This is a genomic window from Streptomyces sp. NPDC037271 (assembly GCF_055603605.1).
The window spans coordinates 607,372-622,068 of the sequence record NZ_JBVJVN010000002.1; the positions used below are offsets into that span (position 1 = coordinate 607,372).

The 14,697-nt window shown below is 74.0% G+C and carries 11 protein-coding genes; 3 read left to right on the plus strand and 8 right to left on the minus strand.

Features of this window, described 5'->3' with window-relative positions; genetic code table 11:
- Nucleotides 1–85: 85 nt before the first annotated feature.
- Together ACZ7G3_RS07425 and ACZ7G3_RS07430 are read left to right on the plus strand one after the other, a co-directional pair.
- Nucleotides 86–889, plus strand: a complete 804-nt coding sequence (locus ACZ7G3_RS07425; RefSeq protein ID WP_470923996.1) for an ABC transporter permease — start codon at nt 86–88, stop codon at nt 887–889.
- Nucleotides 886–1,857 carry a glycine betaine ABC transporter substrate-binding protein gene (locus tag ACZ7G3_RS07430; protein ID WP_470923879.1) on the plus strand — a complete coding sequence of 324 codons (972 nt, stop codon included), beginning with the start codon at nt 886–888 and terminating at the stop codon, nt 1,855–1,857. Before ACZ7G3_RS07425 ends, ACZ7G3_RS07430 begins: the two co-directional genes overlap by 4 nt.
- Nucleotides 1,858–1,869: 12 nt before the next feature.
- Here the strand turns inward: ACZ7G3_RS07430 and ACZ7G3_RS07435 are convergent, their stop codons facing one another.
- The 3 genes from ACZ7G3_RS07435 to ACZ7G3_RS07445 all read right to left on the minus strand — a co-directional run bounded on the left by ACZ7G3_RS07435 (nt 1,870) and on the right by ACZ7G3_RS07445 (nt 5,585).
- Nucleotides 1,870–2,649: a S16 family serine protease gene (locus ACZ7G3_RS07435; RefSeq protein ID WP_426602357.1), complete on the minus strand. Its 780-nt coding sequence runs from the start codon at nt 2,647–2,649 to the stop codon at nt 1,870–1,872.
- Nucleotides 2,650–2,823: 174 nt separating this feature from the next.
- On the minus strand, nt 2,824–3,489 hold the full coding sequence (locus tag ACZ7G3_RS07440; protein ID WP_426602356.1) for an IclR family transcriptional regulator: 666 nt from the start codon (nt 3,487–3,489) through the stop codon (nt 2,824–2,826).
- A gap of 302 nt (nt 3,490–3,791) precedes the next feature.
- Nucleotides 3,792–5,585 carry a DEAD/DEAH box helicase gene (locus ACZ7G3_RS07445; RefSeq protein ID WP_470923882.1) on the minus strand — a complete coding sequence of 598 codons (1,794 nt, stop codon included), beginning with the start codon at nt 5,583–5,585 and terminating at the stop codon, nt 3,792–3,794.
- A gap of 434 nt (nt 5,586–6,019) precedes the next feature.
- Between ACZ7G3_RS07445 and ACZ7G3_RS07450 the strand changes: the two genes are divergently transcribed.
- A complete protein-coding gene (locus ACZ7G3_RS07450) occupies nt 6,020–6,286 on the plus strand; it encodes a hypothetical protein (RefSeq protein WP_426602354.1) in 267 nt (88 codons plus the stop codon).
- Nucleotides 6,287–6,398: 112 nt separating this feature from the next.
- On the opposite strand, the gene ACZ7G3_RS07455 is transcribed toward ACZ7G3_RS07450, so the two are convergent.
- From ACZ7G3_RS07455 to ACZ7G3_RS07475, 5 genes are all read right to left on the minus strand, one after another.
- On the minus strand, nt 6,399–7,421 hold the full coding sequence (locus ACZ7G3_RS07455; protein ID WP_470923884.1) for an SUKH-4 family immunity protein: 1,023 nt from the start codon (nt 7,419–7,421) through the stop codon (nt 6,399–6,401).
- A 222-nt stretch (nt 7,422–7,643) separates the two neighbouring features.
- Nucleotides 7,644–9,959, minus strand: a complete 2,316-nt coding sequence (locus ACZ7G3_RS07460) for a xanthine dehydrogenase family protein molybdopterin-binding subunit (protein WP_426602352.1) — start codon at nt 9,957–9,959, stop codon at nt 7,644–7,646.
- Nucleotides 9,956–11,911, minus strand: a complete 1,956-nt coding sequence (locus ACZ7G3_RS07465) for a (2Fe-2S)-binding protein (RefSeq protein ID WP_470923886.1) — start codon at nt 11,909–11,911, stop codon at nt 9,956–9,958. Before ACZ7G3_RS07465 ends, ACZ7G3_RS07460 begins: the two co-directional genes overlap by 4 nt.
- Complete coding sequence (locus tag ACZ7G3_RS07470; RefSeq protein WP_426516660.1) at nt 11,908–12,801, minus strand: FAD binding domain-containing protein; 894 nt, start codon at nt 12,799–12,801, stop codon at nt 11,908–11,910. The genes ACZ7G3_RS07465 and ACZ7G3_RS07470 overlap by 4 nt, the downstream gene beginning before the upstream one ends.
- A 263-nt stretch (nt 12,802–13,064) precedes the next feature.
- On the minus strand, nt 13,065–14,696 hold the full coding sequence (locus ACZ7G3_RS07475) for a beta-N-acetylhexosaminidase (RefSeq protein ID WP_470923888.1): 1,632 nt from the start codon (nt 14,694–14,696) through the stop codon (nt 13,065–13,067).
- Between the last annotated feature and the right edge of the window lies 1 nt (nt 14,697).

The window sequence follows — 14,697 nt, forward strand, 5'->3', positions numbered from 1 at the left end:
CTCCGGCCCCTCCGGCCCCTCCCGGGGCTCGTCCCGCGGCCCGTCGTCCGGCCGGCGGCCCGAGGGCGAGCTCGAGGTCAGGGGGATCGCCTACCGGGACGAGGGCGAGGCGGAGTACGAGCCGCGCCCGCCGTCACCGGCCGCGACGAGGCGGCGGGTCGGCTGGCGGAAGCTGACCTTCCTGCCCGCGGTCCTGGTCGCCCTGCTGCTGGCCACCTGGCTGTGGTTCCGGCAGGCCGACCTGGACGCGCTGAGCGAGAACGCCCTGTCGGACGGCCAGGTCACCAAGGCCCTGTGGCAGCACGTCCAGCTGACCGTGATCTCCACCTTCTTCGTGCTGGTCATCGCCATCCCGCTGGGCGTCCTGCTCACCCGCCGGGCGTTCCGGAAGGCCACGCCGGTGGCGATGGCCTTCGCCAACATGGGGCAGGCGACCCCGGCGATCGGCCTGCTGGCGCTGCTGGTGATCTGGCTGGGCATCGGCCGCCGCGCCGCCCTGATCGGCATCATCATCTACGCCGTCCTGCCCGTGCTCTCCAACACGATCGCGGGCCTGAAGGCGAACGACCCCACGCTGCTGGAGGCGGCCCGCGGCATCGGCATGTCCCCGCTGGGCGTGCTCACCCGGGTGGAACTGCCGCTGGCCGTGCCGCTGATCCTGGCCGGCGTGCGCACGGCCCTCGTGCTGAACGTCGGTACGGCGACCCTGGCGACCTTCGGCGGGGGCGGCGGCCTCGGGGTGCTGATCACCACCGGTATCACCAGCCAGCGCATGCCGGTGCTGGTGCTGGGCTCGGTCCTCACCGTGGCCCTGGCGCTGCTGGTGGACTGGCTGGCCTCGCTCGCCGAACTGCTGCTGCGCCCGCGCGGGCTGGAGGCGGGGACATGAGACGGCGTACGTGTGTGCTGCTGGCCGCCTCGATCCTGGTCGGGGCCGCCGCGGGCTGCGGCCTGACCAGCGGCTCCCCCATGGTCGACGACGTCGGGCCCGGCACCATCGGCAAGGGCCGGCCGCTGGAGGGCGCCGACCTCACCGTCACCTCCAAGGAGTTCACCGAGCAGCTGATCCTCGGCGCGATCATGGGCATCGCCTTCGAGGCGGCCGGCGCGGAGGTGCTCGACCGCACCGGCATCCAGGGCTCCGTCGGCACCCGCGCGGCGGTCGAGAACGGCGACGCCGACGCCACGTACGAGTACACGGGCACCGCCTGGATCACGTACCTGGGCCACACCAGGCCGATTCCCGACCCGCGGCGGCAGTGGGAGGCGGTCCGCGACGCCGACGCGGAGAACGGGCTGACGTGGCTGCCGCCGGCGCCGATGAACAACACCTACGCGCTGGCGATGAACCGGGCCAACCACGGGAAGTACGGCACGAACACGCTGTCGGAGGTCGCCGAGCTGTCGGAGTCCGACCCCGGCGCGGTGACGCTGTGCGTGGAGGGCGAGTTCGCCAACCGCGCGGACGGGCTGCCGGGGCTGGAGAAGGCGTACGGCATGGACGTCCCGGCCGGGAACATCACGCAGATGGACACCGGCATCATCTACACGCAGACCGCGAAGGGCGCCTGCACCTACGGCGAGGTGTTCACCACCGACGGGCGGATCAAGTCCATGAACCTGGTGGTGATGGAGGACGACAAGAAGTTCTTCCCGAACTACAACGCGGCGCCCATGGTCAGGACCGAGACCCTGGAGAAGTGGCCGGCGATCCGGTCCGTCCTGGACCCGGTCACCGAGGCGCTGACCAACGACGTCGCGCAGACCCTGAACGCGAGGGTCGACGTGGACGGCGAGGACCCGCACCACGTGGCGCTGGACTGGATGACCGAGAAGGGCTTCGTGAAGGAGAACTGAGCGGCGCCCGCCTCAGCAGGCCGGGACCTCGCCCCTGCCCGTCCGCAGGGCCTCGAGCGAGTCGACCGCCCCCTTCAGGGTGGTGACCGGGATCAGGCGGAGCCCCTTCGGCAGCTCGGCCTGCGCGTCGGAGCACTCCGCCTTCGGCACCAGGAAGACGGTGGCCCCGTCCCGCCGCGCGGCCTGCGTCTTCAGCGGCACGCCGCCCACGGCGCCGACCTTGCCGCCGGTGGTGATCGTGCCGGTCCCGGCGATGACCTTGCCGCCGGTGAGGTCGCCGGCGCGCAGCTTGTCGACGATGCCGAGGGAGAACAGCAGGCCGGCGCTGGGACCGCCGACGTCCTCGAGGCGCAGCTCGACGTCGACGTCCGACGCGTCGAGCTTCAGGTAGGCCAACGCGGCCGTGGTCGCCGCGTCCTGGGACTCCTTCATCTGCTCCTCGTTGTACTCCTCGATCTCCTGGACATCGTCGCCGCTCGGGTAGACGGCGTCGCGCGGCATGACCGCGCGCTCGGTGCCGAACCAGCTGTCGACCACGTCGCCGAGGCGGACGTCGGCGTCGGGGCCGGTCGCCTCGATCGTCGTCATCCTCAGCTGGCCGCTCGTGTCGTGCGTCGGCGCGCCCTTGATCGTGATCACGGGCGCGCCCTGGTTCTTCCCCAGCACGTCGGCCGTCAGGCCCGGCTGTGCCACGGAGAACGGCAACGGCGCGAACACGGCGACGGCGAGCACTGCCACGACGGGCAGCGCACAGACGGCGAGGGCCTGGGGACGCGTGAGACGAGAGAGCACGGAGTCAATCTAACGCGACGCTTCTGCCGCCCCGGGTGCGGGCACCGTGCGTCGGCGCCGAGGACGGGTCGGGCGCGCCCGTGGGCCGGGCACGCGGGCCGGGCACGCAGACCGTTCCAGGCGGACCGGGCGACCCGGCTGGAACCGGGGTACCACCGCGCGCGACGGGCGCTGCTAGCGCAACGCCTCCGCCACCTCGCGCGCCGCGTCCATCACCCGCGCCCCCACCCGCTCCGGCACCACGTCGGACAGCATCACCACGCCCACGCTGCCCTCCACTCCCGTCACCCCGAGGAGCGGTGCGGCGGCCCCGCAGGCGCCCGCCTCCAGCTCTCCGTGGGTGAGGGTGAACCCGGGTCCGTCCACCGCCTCGCCGGTACCGGCCCCCTGCGTCCGCTGCCGGGCGGAGAGGATCGCCTTGCCCGCGGCCCCCCGCTCCAGTGGATGCCGGAAGCCCGCCCGGTAGGCCACGTGGTAGTCCGTCCAGGTCGGCTCGACGACGGCCACGGCCAGCGCCTCGGCCCCGTCGACCAGCGTCAGATGGGCCGTCGCCCCGATGTCCTCGGCCAGTGAGCGCAGCGCGGGCATCGCCGCCTCGCGCACCAGCGGGTGCACCTGGCGGCCGAGTCCCAGCACGCCGAGCCCGACCCGGGCGCGTCCGCCCAGGTCACGGCGTACGAGTGCGTGCTGCTCCAGCGTGGCGAGCAACCGGTACACAACGGTCCGGTTCACGCCCAGTTTGTGGGATAGCTCGGTGACGGTCAGCCCGTGGTCCGTATCGGCGAGCAGTTTGAGGACGCGCAGTCCCCGGTCGAGCGTCTGAGAGGTCTCCGCGGTCACGACGCCCACTCCTTAGTGGTGAGGTCGGCGGCCCCCTCGCGGTAGGTGCGTCACCGAGTCCCGTCAGTGACGCGCTTCAGAGGCCGCCGATCGGCTGACGGCCCGGCCTTGTGCCCGGGCCCAGTCGCTTCACGGCTGCGCTCCGCGGCGGCGCTGCCACGGGGCGTGTGCGTAGCGGGACAGTAGCGACCAGGTTCGCTCAGCGGAAGGCTCCGTCCAGAATCCGGGCGGTGACCGGTAGGGACTACCTGTGTTTGTCCCGATACGTACAGCACACGCCGGTGCTGCGCGCGCCCCGCCCGTCACTTCATGCGGGTGGCCCACTCCTGCACCTTGGCGATGCGCTGGCGCAGCTGTCCGGCGGTGGCCTCGGCGCTGGGCGGGCCGCCGCACACCCGGCGCAGTTCGGTGTGGATCACGCCGTGCGGTTTGCCGCTCTGGTGGACGTAGGCGCCGACCATGGTGTTGAGCTGCTTGCGCAGCTCCATCAGCTCCTTGTGCGAGACGACCGGGCGCCGCTCGGCGGGCAGTTCGATCAGGTCGGCCTCTTCGTCGGGCTTCTTGCGGCTGTGCGCGATCTGCCGGGCCTGCCGCTTCTGGAGCAGCAGCTGCACCTGGTCGGGTTCGAGGAGCCCGGGGATGCCGAGGTAGTCCTGCTCCTCCTCGCTGCCGGGGTGGGCCTGCATGCCGAACTCGGCGCCGTTGTACATGACCCGGTCGAAGACGGCGTCGGACTCCAGCGCCTCGAAGGGCAGCATGTCCTCGCCGGTGTCCTCGTCCTGCTCCCGGTTCGCCTCGTCCATCTCCTTCTCGGACTCGGCGTACGGGTCCTCCTCGCCCTCCTTCTTGGGCTTGTCGAGGACGTGGTCGCGCTCGCGCTCCATCTCGTTGGCGAAGGTGAGCAGGTCGGGCACGGTCGGCAGGAAGACGGAGGCGGTCTCGCCGCGCCGCCTGGACCGCACGAAACGGCCGACGGCCTGGGCGAAGAAGAGGGGGGTGGAGATGGTGGTGGCGTAGACGCCGACCGCGAGGCGGGGCACGTCGACGCCCTCGGACACCATGCGGACGGCGACCATCCACCGGTCGGTGTTCGCGCTGAAGTCGTCGATGTTCTTCGACGCGCCGGTGTCGTCGGACAGGACGACGGTGGCCTTGCTGCCGGTGATCTCGCGGATCAGCTTGGCGTAGGCGCGGGCGGAGTCCTGGTCGGCGGCGATGACGAGGGCGCCGGCGTCCGGGATGGCCTTCCTGACCTCGGTGAGCCGCTGGTCGGCGGCGCGCAGCACGGCGGGCATCCACTCGCCGCGCGGGTCCAGCGCGGTGCGCCAGGCCTGGCTGACGGCGTCCTTGGTCATGGGTTCGCCGAGCCGGGCGGCGATCTCGTCGCCCGCCTTGGTGCGCCAGCGCATGTTGCCGCTGTAGCTCATGAAGATGACCGGGCGCACGACGCCGTCGGCGAGCGCGGAGCCGTACCCGTAGGTGTAGTCGGCGGCGGAGCGCCGGATGCCGTCGTTGCCCTCCTCGTACGTCACGAAGGGGATCGGGTTGGTGTCCGACCGGAACGGCGTACCGGTCAGCGCGAGGCGGCGGGTGGCCGGCTCGAACGCCTCCAGGCAGGCCTCGCCCCAGGACTTGGAGTCACCGGCGTGGTGGATCTCGTCGAGGATGACGAGGGTCTTGCGCTGCTCGACGCGGTTGCGGTGCAGCATGGGGCGCACGCCGACGCCGGCGTAGGTGATGGCGATGCCGTGGTACTCGCGGCTGAGCGGGCCGGCGCTGTACTCGGGGTCGAGTCTGATGCCTATCCGGGCCGCGGCCTCCGCCCACTGCTTCTTCAGGTGCTCGGTCGGCGCGACGACGGTCACCTGCTGCACGACGTGGTGGTGCAGCAGCCAGGACGCCAGCGTCAGGGCGAAGGTGGTCTTCCCGGCTCCGGGGGTGGCGACCGCCAGGAAGTCCCGGGGCTGCTCCTGGAGGTACTTCTCCATCGCCCCTTCCTGCCAGGCCCGCAGCTTGCTGGCGGTGCCCCACGGGGCACGGCCGGGGAAGGCCGGGGACAGGTGGTGCGAGGTGCTGGAGCTGGCGGTGGTAGTCACGGTCTCCGAAGGGGGTAGAGCGGTCGGCCACGTATGACAACCGGGCCACCCTACCGGCGCCCGGACGCGATCGACGCGCCCACCGGGGCGGGTCACCCCCGGGTGGGACCGACGTCACAATCGCTCGTTCCCGTAGACGAGAGCCTCGTCGCGGGCGGGGGACTCCCTCGCCGCCGCGGCCTCTGCCGGACACCCGACAGGCGTCCTGACCGGACACGCCGGCCCGGGATCGAGCCGGCGCCGGCACCACCCGCTCGGAGCAATACCACCCCGAGTGACGCTTCGTTCACCACTCGGTGACGAGCACGGACCGGGCGCCTTGCGGACATCGGCTTCCGCACGGACAGGGAGTCCCGTGAACGCGTACGGGCGGCCGGCTGTGCGGCCCTCCATCGAGGCACCGACACGGAAAACCCCCGGAAGGCAAGACAACCATGAAGTTCAGGAACGCCATCGCCTGCACGTTCGCCGCCCTGGCCGTCGCCGGCGGTACCGCCGGGACCGCTCAGGCGGCCGACGACGACACGGCGAAGTTCGACAACAGTGAGCAGGTCGTCAGCTGCGACGTCATCGAGGTCCTCGACCAGCCGAACCTCGGGCCCGCGGACAACAACATCGACTGCTCCGAGAACGACGAGGAGGAGACCACGTTGGCGCACATGGTGGGCGAGGTGCTCCTCCCCCAGCATCAGCAGCGCTGATCACGCGGCTCGCCCGAGCACGCGGCTCGTCCGTCCTTTCCGCCGGGGTCGTCTGCCCGCCCGTTCCCGGCTGTGAGCTCCGCCGCGCCGGACGGCCCCCGGGCAGCGTCCGCTACGCGCACAGCCCGCCGCCCGCGCGGCCCTCGAACATGCCCGGCCAGGAGCACCGGTCGTCGTCCGTCGGTGTCGCGCGCACGACCGGGTCGCGGGTGAGGGTGTCCACGGCGGCCCAGGTGCGGATCATGGTGTCGGCCAGCCGCCCGTAGGCGTCGGTCAGCTCGTGTTCCACGTCTCGTGCCTTCTCGCGCTGGAGCAGCCACAGCGTGAACGCGAGCGTGGAGACGTCGGTGTTGAGCGGGCGCGGGACGGACTCGCCCTCGCTCCAGGACAGGACCGCGCCCGTGGCGCCGTCGACGACGAGGCCGGCGCCCCCGGCCAGGCGGCCGAGGCGTACCAGGCGGTCCGCTCCGCGCGGCAGGGGCGCGGAGCGGGGGGCGTCGTCGGCCCGGTACTCCTCCAGCGTCGGCAGCGGCACGTCCGTGTCCGGGGAGAACCACGGGCCGCCCTCCGGCAGGCCCGCCCCCCGCAGGAAGCGGCGGGTCGGCTCGTGCGTGAGCGCGGCCGGGAAGTCGATCTCCTCGAAACGGACGATCGCCGCCGCGCCGAACGCCTCGTCCAGGAAGCGGGGCGGCAGGTCCAGCGTCAGCCCGGACCGCCCGCCCGGACCCGCGCCCGGGGCCAGCGGACGGATGAGGGCCGCCGTCCTCCGCGGCGGGGCCGGTTCGGCGCCCGCGTCCCCCTCCTCGAAGACCGCGAGCAGCCGGCGGGACGCCTCCGCCGCGGCCTGCGGCCCGTGACGGTCCACGTAGGAGGCGAACTGACCGCGCAGGTCCGCCAGCTCGTCCACGGCCGCGGCGCAGCCGGCCAGTGCTCGCAGCGAGGGTGAAAGGGGCGCGCGGTCCCTCGGGGCCGGGCCGTCGCAGCGGACGTACGGCGTCGGGATGTCGCCCGCCGCGTCGCCCGGCAGGACCCGGCCGGCAGCCGTGCCGCCGTGTCCCGGCAGCTCCCCCGTCCGCAGCCGGTCGCGCGGCCCCCCGCCAGGCCGGCCGCCGGGGGCGCCCATCGCGTCGGCCACGCTCAGCAGGCCGTCCCGGTGCGGCGCAGGCCGGCACCCCGCTCGCGGCGGGCAGTCCGGGCCCCGTCGGCCGGCGGGGCGACAGCCCGTGCGTGACGTACGGGTCGAGCTGAACCTCGGCCAGTGTGATCATCATTCCCCCGTGCGTGCCGTCCGTCCCACCACCGACGACACTACGGCCCACCACTGACAACGCCGCGGCCCGCGAAGGCGCTCACGGGCTCAGACGTTCACCACCGCGGCCTGCGGCCGGATCGGCAGCCTGTTCACCGGGCGTCCCGTGGCCGCGCGCACGGCGGAGGCGACGGCCGCCGGGGAGGCCACCACCGGCGCCGCGCTGACCGCCTTCGCGCCGAAGGGGGCGACCACGTCGCGTTCCTCGACGAGTTTCACGATCCGGATGTCCGGGGCGTCGAGCGCGGTCGGGAGGGCGTAGCCGGTCAGGTCGGGGTGGCGGATGAGGCCGCGCGGGGTGCGCAGGTTCTCCGTCAGCGCGATGCCGACGCCCTGGGTCACGCCCGCCTCGATCCGGGCGGTCAGCTGGGCCGGGTTCAGCACCCGGCCCACGTCCTGCGCGACGGCCAGTTCCACGACCCGCACCGAGCCGATCTCGACGTCGACGTCCACCACCGCGCGGATCGCGCAGAAGGCCATGCCGACGAAGGCGTCGCCCTGGCCGGCCTCGTCCAGCGGCTCGGTCGGGTGCGGGCGGCACTGGGCGGTGGCCCACAGCTCCTTGCCGTCCAGCGCCTCGGCGACCGTGGTCGACAGCACGCCGTCGTACGAGGTGATCTTGCCGTCGGCGATCTGGAGCAGCTCGGTCGACATCCCGAACTGGTGCGCCAGGGGCTGGAGGAGCTGGGTGCGGACCATCTTGGCCGCCCGTTCCACCGCGCCGCCCGACACCCACGTGTGGCGGCCCCGGCAGCCCGCGCCGGCCGGGGGCTGGTCGGTGTCGACGGGCGCCACCTGCACCTCGTCGACGCCGAGGGTGTCCTGGACGATCTGCCGGGCCAGCGTGGTGAAGCCCTGTCCGGTCTCGACGGCCGCGCACAGCACCGTCGCCACACCGTCCTGGACCTTCACGGTGGCCGTGGAGACCTCGTCGGCGCCCTCCGCGCCCAGCATGTGCACCATGCCGATGCCGTAGCCCACGCCCCGGCGCACCGCGCCCGGTTCACCCGCGCCCTCGGGGCCGCCGGGCAGCAGCCACTCGTCCTCGGGCGTGTCCTTGGGCAACGTGGGCAGCGGGAAGTCCCGTACGGCCTGGAGGAGTTCGGCGACCGGGGCCGGGCAGGTGACCGTCTGGCCGGTGGGGAGCACGTCACCGGTGGCCAGTACGTTGCGCAGCCGCACCTCGGCCGGGTCGAGGCCGAGCTTCTTGGCGACCTTGTCCATCTGCGCCTCGTACGCGGCGCACACCTGCATGGCGCCCTCACCGCGCACATGGCCGGAGGGCGGGTTGTTGGTGCGCACGGCCCAGCCCTCGATGAAGGCGTTGGGGACGACGTACGGGCCGCAGGCGAAGGCGACCGCGGCGGCCAGGGCGTCCGAGGAGGTGTCGGCGTAGGCGCCCGCGTCGAGCAGGATCTGCGCCTCGACCTTCACCACCCTGCCCTCGGCGTCCGCGTGGTGGCGGTAGCGCAGGAGGGTGGGGTGGCGGTGGACGTGGCCGAGGAAGGACTCCTCGCGCGTGGCGGTCAGCTTCACCGGGCAGCCGGTCTTCAGCGCCAGCAGGCCGAGCGGCAGCTGGAAGCCCTGGTCCTCGCGGTCGGCGGTGGCGCCGGGCACCCCGGTGACGACGATTTTCACCTGTTCGGGTGCCAGGCCGTAGCACTCGGCGGCCGTGTCGCGGTCGGCGTGCGGGTCGGTGGAAGCCAGGTACAGCTCCACGCCGCCGTCCGGGCGCGGCACCGCGAGGCCCGCCTCGGCCCCTATGGGCGCCGGGTCCTGGCGGCCGATGCGGTACAGGCCCTCGACGACGACCTCGCCGGCCGCGTCCGGGTCGCCGTGCCGCAGCGGGATGTGGCGGATCAGGTTGCCGTCGGGGTGCAGCGGCTCGGCCTCGAAGGCCTGCTCCGGGTCGGTGACCGGGGCGAGCACCTCGTACTCGACGATGACGGCGGCGGCGGCCATCCGCGCGGTGTCCGGGTGGTCGGCGGCGACGGCCGCGATGGGTTCGCCGTGGTGGCGTACGACCTCGGAGGCGAACACCGGGCGGTCGGCCCGGCCGCCGCGTCCGTGCAGCGGGGTGCCGGGCACGTCCTCGTGGGTGACGACCGCCCGTACGCCGGGCATCTCGCGCGCGTGGGTGGTGTCGATGGACACGATGCGCGCGTGCGGGTGCGGTGAGCGCAGGACGGCCGCCCACAGCAGGCCCTCGGCCCACAGGTCGGCGGCGTACGGGAAGGTGCCCTCGGTCTTCGCGCGGGCGTCGGCGGGCGGCAGGGACGCGCCGAGGCCGTGCGGGATCGGCTCGGGGGCCGGGGCCGCCTCGGCGGTTCCCGCGGCCTCCGCAGTCGCGGCGTCGTTGCTCACGCGTGGCCTCCGTCCTGGCCGTGGGGGCCGTGGCCGTGGGGCTGGTCGCCGTAGGGCGGCTGCTGGTCGTGCGGGCCCCCGGAGTGCGGTCCCGGGGTGTCCGGATTCCCGGACGGTGTCCCGGGCGGCCCCTGGGACTCGAACGCCGACGGGTTGACGCCGCCCGCTCCCGGACCCGCCTGGTGCGGGATACGGGGCTCGTCGGTGTCCGTGCCGTTCGCGTCGGCGGCGGCGTGCGCCTCGCGCTCGGCGACGACCTCCTTGACCGCGTCCAGGACGCCCCGGTAGCCGGAGCAGCGGCACAGGTTGCCGCACAGGGCCTGCCGGGCCTCCAGCTCGGTCGGCGCCGGGTTGCCCTCCAGGAGGTTGTGCACGGTCATCGCCATGCCGGGCACGCAGAAGCCGCACTGCACCGCGCCGCGCCGGGCGAGCGCCCGCTGCACGTCCGACGGCCGTCCGTCGGCGGCGAGGCCCTCGACCGTACGCACCTCGCTGCCGGCACTGGTCACGGCCGGGACCAGGCAGGAGGCGACGAGCCGTCCGTCGACCTGCACGTTGCAGGCGCCGCACTCGCCCTGCGAGCAGCCGTCCTTGGCGCCCGCGAGGCCGAGCCGCTCCCGCAGCACGTACAGCAGGGACTCGCCGATCCAGGCGTCGGTGACGGGCCGGTCGGCGCCGTTGACGCGCAGGACGTACGAGGCGAGGGGGTGCTCCTCGTGCGGTCCGGCCGGGGCCTGGTCCTGGGGGGCGGCCGGGGCGGCCTCGGAGGCAGCCGCTTCAGGGTCGGGGTCGAGGTCGGGGGCCGCGTCCGGTTCCAGGTCCGGGTCCGGGTCCGGGTTCGGGTCCGGGTTCGGTTGCGGGTCCGGGTTCGGTTCCAGGTCTGCGGTGCGGGGTTCCGTCTCCGGGGCCCGCTCGGGCTCCCGCCCGGGCTCCTCCCGCGCGGCGACGGGCTCCGGACCCGCCACGGGCTCCTCAGCGGCCTCCGGGGCGGATTCCGTCTCCACGTCTCCGGTGGCGCCCGCGGGCGGCTCCCCGGGGCCCTCGACGGCCTCCTCGGCCCCCTCGGGCTCATCGGCCGCCGTCCCGTCGGCCTCCGGGGCCGGGAGGCCGGTCTCCTCGACGGATTCCGTGGGCGCCTCCGCGTGCGGAGCGGCGGCCGGCCGGGGCGCCTCGGGCGCGGCCGGGTGCTCGGCCGGGCGTGCCGCGCCGGCCGGCGCGGTCTCCGCCGGGCGGTCGCCCCAGGGCTGCCCGGCCTGCTGGGTCGCCCAGGGCGCGGGGGCGCCGCCGGGCAGGGTGGCCGGTGCGGTGCCGCCCCACTGCTCGGCCAGGGACGACTGGGTGAACTCTCCCGACTCGTCGGGAAGGTCGCCGTCGGCGACGGGAATGGACCACTGACCGGTCACGTCCTGCCCGGGCAGGTCCCTGCCGGACGCGGCGTCGGGCTCGGGCGCGGCGGCCGCCGCCTCGGAGAAGTCCCACTGGGCGGTGGCCCCGGGCCGGTACGCGAACCGGTCGCCCTGTCCGGCGTCCGTGTCGTACGGCGCGTCCGTGCCGTACGGCGCGCCCGTGTCGTACGGCGTGCTCCCTCCGTACGGGTCCGGCTGCGGGTACTCGGCGTACCCGTGGTGGGCGGCGGACTCCGGCCCCGTGTCCGGGACCTGCCACTGCGCGCCGTCCACGGGTGCGGACGGCATCGCCCAGGAGCCGGTGGCCGCCGGGTCGGTGCCGGCGGTCGTGGCGGGCGCGACCGTGATCTGCGGCGGCACGTAGCCGTGCCCGGGCGCGGCGAGCGGGCTGTCGGTGGAGGCCAGGAGCGCGTCGACACCGCCCTCGGGGAGTGTGAAGAAGGCGGTGGCGCCGTCGTCGTAGTCGCCCTGGGGCAGCGGGTCCCAGCGTCCGCCGCTCGGGGGCGTGCCCTCTCCGTGCTGGTCGCCGTGCTGGTCGTCGGTCACGACAGCGCCCTCCCCAGTGCTCGTCGGGCCAGCGCGGCGACGGTGCGCCGCAGGTGCAGTACGGCCGGCGGGAGCTGCGGTACGGAACCGTCCTCGGCCGGGGCCGCGTCGGGGATGCAGGCGGCGGCGACGTACTCGCCGAAGGCGCTCAGGGCCTCCGGGACGATCGCGCGGCCGTTGTCCCAGTCGATGAGGGAGGCCACCCACTGCTCGGCCTCCAGGGGGCGCAGCGGCATCGGCGCGATGGCGCCGACCGCGCACCGCACCCCGCGCCGGGCGGGGTCGAGGACCAGCGCCACGGAGGCCATCGCGCGGCCCGGGCCGGTCCGGCCGGTCGCCTTCAGGAAGACCTGCGGCGCGTGCAGCAGCGGCACGCGCACGTAGCCGATGAGTTCGCCCGCGCGGAGCATCTCCATGCCGGCCAGCAGGTGCGAGACCGGCATCTCCCGGCGGGCCCCGTCCGCGCCGGCGATGATCAGCGTCGCCTCCAGCGCGGCCAGCACCGGCAGCGCGTCGCCGGTGGGGGAGGCCGAGGCGATGTTGCCGCCCAGCGTGCCCGCGTTGCGGATCTGCGGCGGTCCGGCGGCGCGCGCGGCGGCGGCGAGCGCCGGGATGAGCGCGGCGAAGTCGGGGCGGCCCATGCGGGCGTGGGTGAGTCCCGCGCCGAGCAGCGCGTGACCGTCCTGGTACTGCCAGCCGCGGATCTCGCTGATCCGGCCGAGGCCCACCAGCGCGGCGGGCCTGAGCTGCCCGGAGTTGACGGCGGTCATCAGGTCGGTGCCGCCCGCGACCGGAACGGCGGCGGGCACGGCGGCCAGCGCCGCCACGGCCTCGTCCAGTGTCGTGGGCAGCGTGACGGCCTGCGCCGCCTGCGGTGCGTGCGTGGTCAAACCGACTGCCCCTTCCCGCTGTCCCACCTGGTCCCGCCCATGTGGCCGTACGGTACGACCTCACAGGGCGGACGTGGCAACTCTGGCACATCTTCGCAGGACCCGGACGCGGGGGTCCGGTAGGAGGCATTCGCCCATGTCGTCCGCGGGACGGTCCGTTTCGTGCGGGATCGCCGTCAATCGTCCGACAGCCGGAGGTGCGCACGACGAACGGGAGTTGCCACTCTTCAGCGAGGTTTCGGGGCGTTCCTTCCCTGTTCGCCTTACTTGTCCGGTGGCGGGCCGTCGATCGGCCGGCCGAGCACTCCGGGCCGCCGCTGCCAGGGCAGCGGGCCGCCGGGCGGCCGGTAGGCGACGCCCAGGGCGTCAAGTCTGCGGTAATGGGCGGTCATCCGCCGCTCGAACCCGGCGAAGTCCCGGTCCGCCGGGGCGGGCAGCGCGCTCCAGGCCACCTCGGCGAACGCGGCGAGCCTCGGGAACGTCTGGTAGTCCACGCGCCCCTGGTCCTCCATCACCTCGGTCCACACGTTCGCCTGGGTTCCGATCACGTGTCCGGACTCGTCCGGCGTCAGCTCCGCCGGAACCGGCTCGAACCGGTAGACGTCCTCCAGGGTGCGCACGAAGCCGATCGGCACCGGTTCGTCCTCGCCCGCGTGCTGCCGGTGGTCCAGGTACACCTGCTGCTCGGGGCACATGACGACGTCGTGTCCCGCGCGCGCGGCGGCGACCCCGCCCGCGTACCCGCGCCAGGAGGACACGGCGGCGCCCTCGGCGAGTCCGCCCTCCAGGATCTCGTCCCAGCCGATGAGCCGCCGTCCGCGTGCGGCGAGCCAGGTGTCGAAGTGCTGGACGAACCAGGACTGGAGTTCGTCCTCGTCGGCGAGGCCGAGTTCCCCGATGCGTGCCTGCGCGGTGGCCGAGCGCCGCCACTGCTCCTTGGGGCATTCGTCGCCGCCGATGTGGATGAACTCCGAGGGGAACAGCCCGAGCACTTCCTCGAACACCCCCTCGTAGAAACGCAGGGTGGTGTCGGTGGGGGCGAGTACGTTCTCGGAGATGCCCCAGGTGTCCCAGACGGAGAGGGCGGTGGTGTCGACGACATCCGTGTTGCCGAGTTCCGGATACGCGGCGATGGCGGCCTGCGAATGTCCGGGAACGTCGATTTCGGGGACGACGGTGATGTGCCGTTCGGCCGCGTAGGCGACGATCTCCCGGATGTCGTCCTGGGTGTAGTAGCCGCCGTGGGGTTTGTCCTCCCAGAGCGGCGAGGCCCGGTGGCCGAATTTGGTGCGCGCCCGCCAGGAGCCGGTCTCGGTGAGCTTCGGGTGGCGTTCGATCTCGATGCGCCAGCCCTGGTCGTCGGTCAGGTGGAAGTGCAGGACGTTGAGTTTGTGGGCGGCCATCAGGTCCAGGTAACGCAGGACGCCTTCCTTCGGCATGAAGTGCCGGGCGACGTCCAGCATCAGGCCCCGCCAGGGGAACCGGGGCGCGTCCTCGACGCGGACCGTCGGCAGCCGCCACCGGCGGCCGGGCAGCGGCGCGCGCCGGAAGGCGTCCGGTCCGAGCAGTTGCCGGAGCGTCTGGGCGCCCCAGGAGAGGCCGGCCGGGCCGCCGCCCGCGAGGTGCACGCCGGCCGGTGTGACGTCGAGGCGGTAGCCCTCGGCTGCCGTCTTCCCGTCGAGGGACAGGCGGACGGTGTTCTCCTCGCCCTGCCCCGGCGCGAGCGGCAGGCCGGTGGCCGCGCCCAGCGTGGCGCGCAGCCAGCGTTCGGTGTCCTGCGTGCCGTCGCCCGCCACCACCTTGGTGTCCGGTCCCAGTTCGAAGAAGCCGCCGCCGTGGAGCGCCACCTGCCGGGGCCGGGGAATCACGTCCGTGTCGTCGGTCACGTCTGTCATG

What these genes read in the sequence shown, in the direction of transcription:
- ACZ7G3_RS07430 (WP_470923879.1), top strand. Translation starts at nt 886, where the DNA reads ATGAGACGGCGTACGTGTGTGCTGCTGGCCGCCTCGATCCTGGTCGGG.
- ACZ7G3_RS07450 (WP_426602354.1), top strand. Translation starts at nt 6,020, where the DNA reads ATGAAGTTCAGGAACGCCATCGCCTGCACGTTCGCCGCCCTGGCCGTC.
- ACZ7G3_RS07475 (WP_470923888.1), bottom strand. Translation starts at nt 14,696, where the DNA reads ATGACAGACGTGACCGACGACACGGACGTGATTCCCCGGCCCCGGCAG.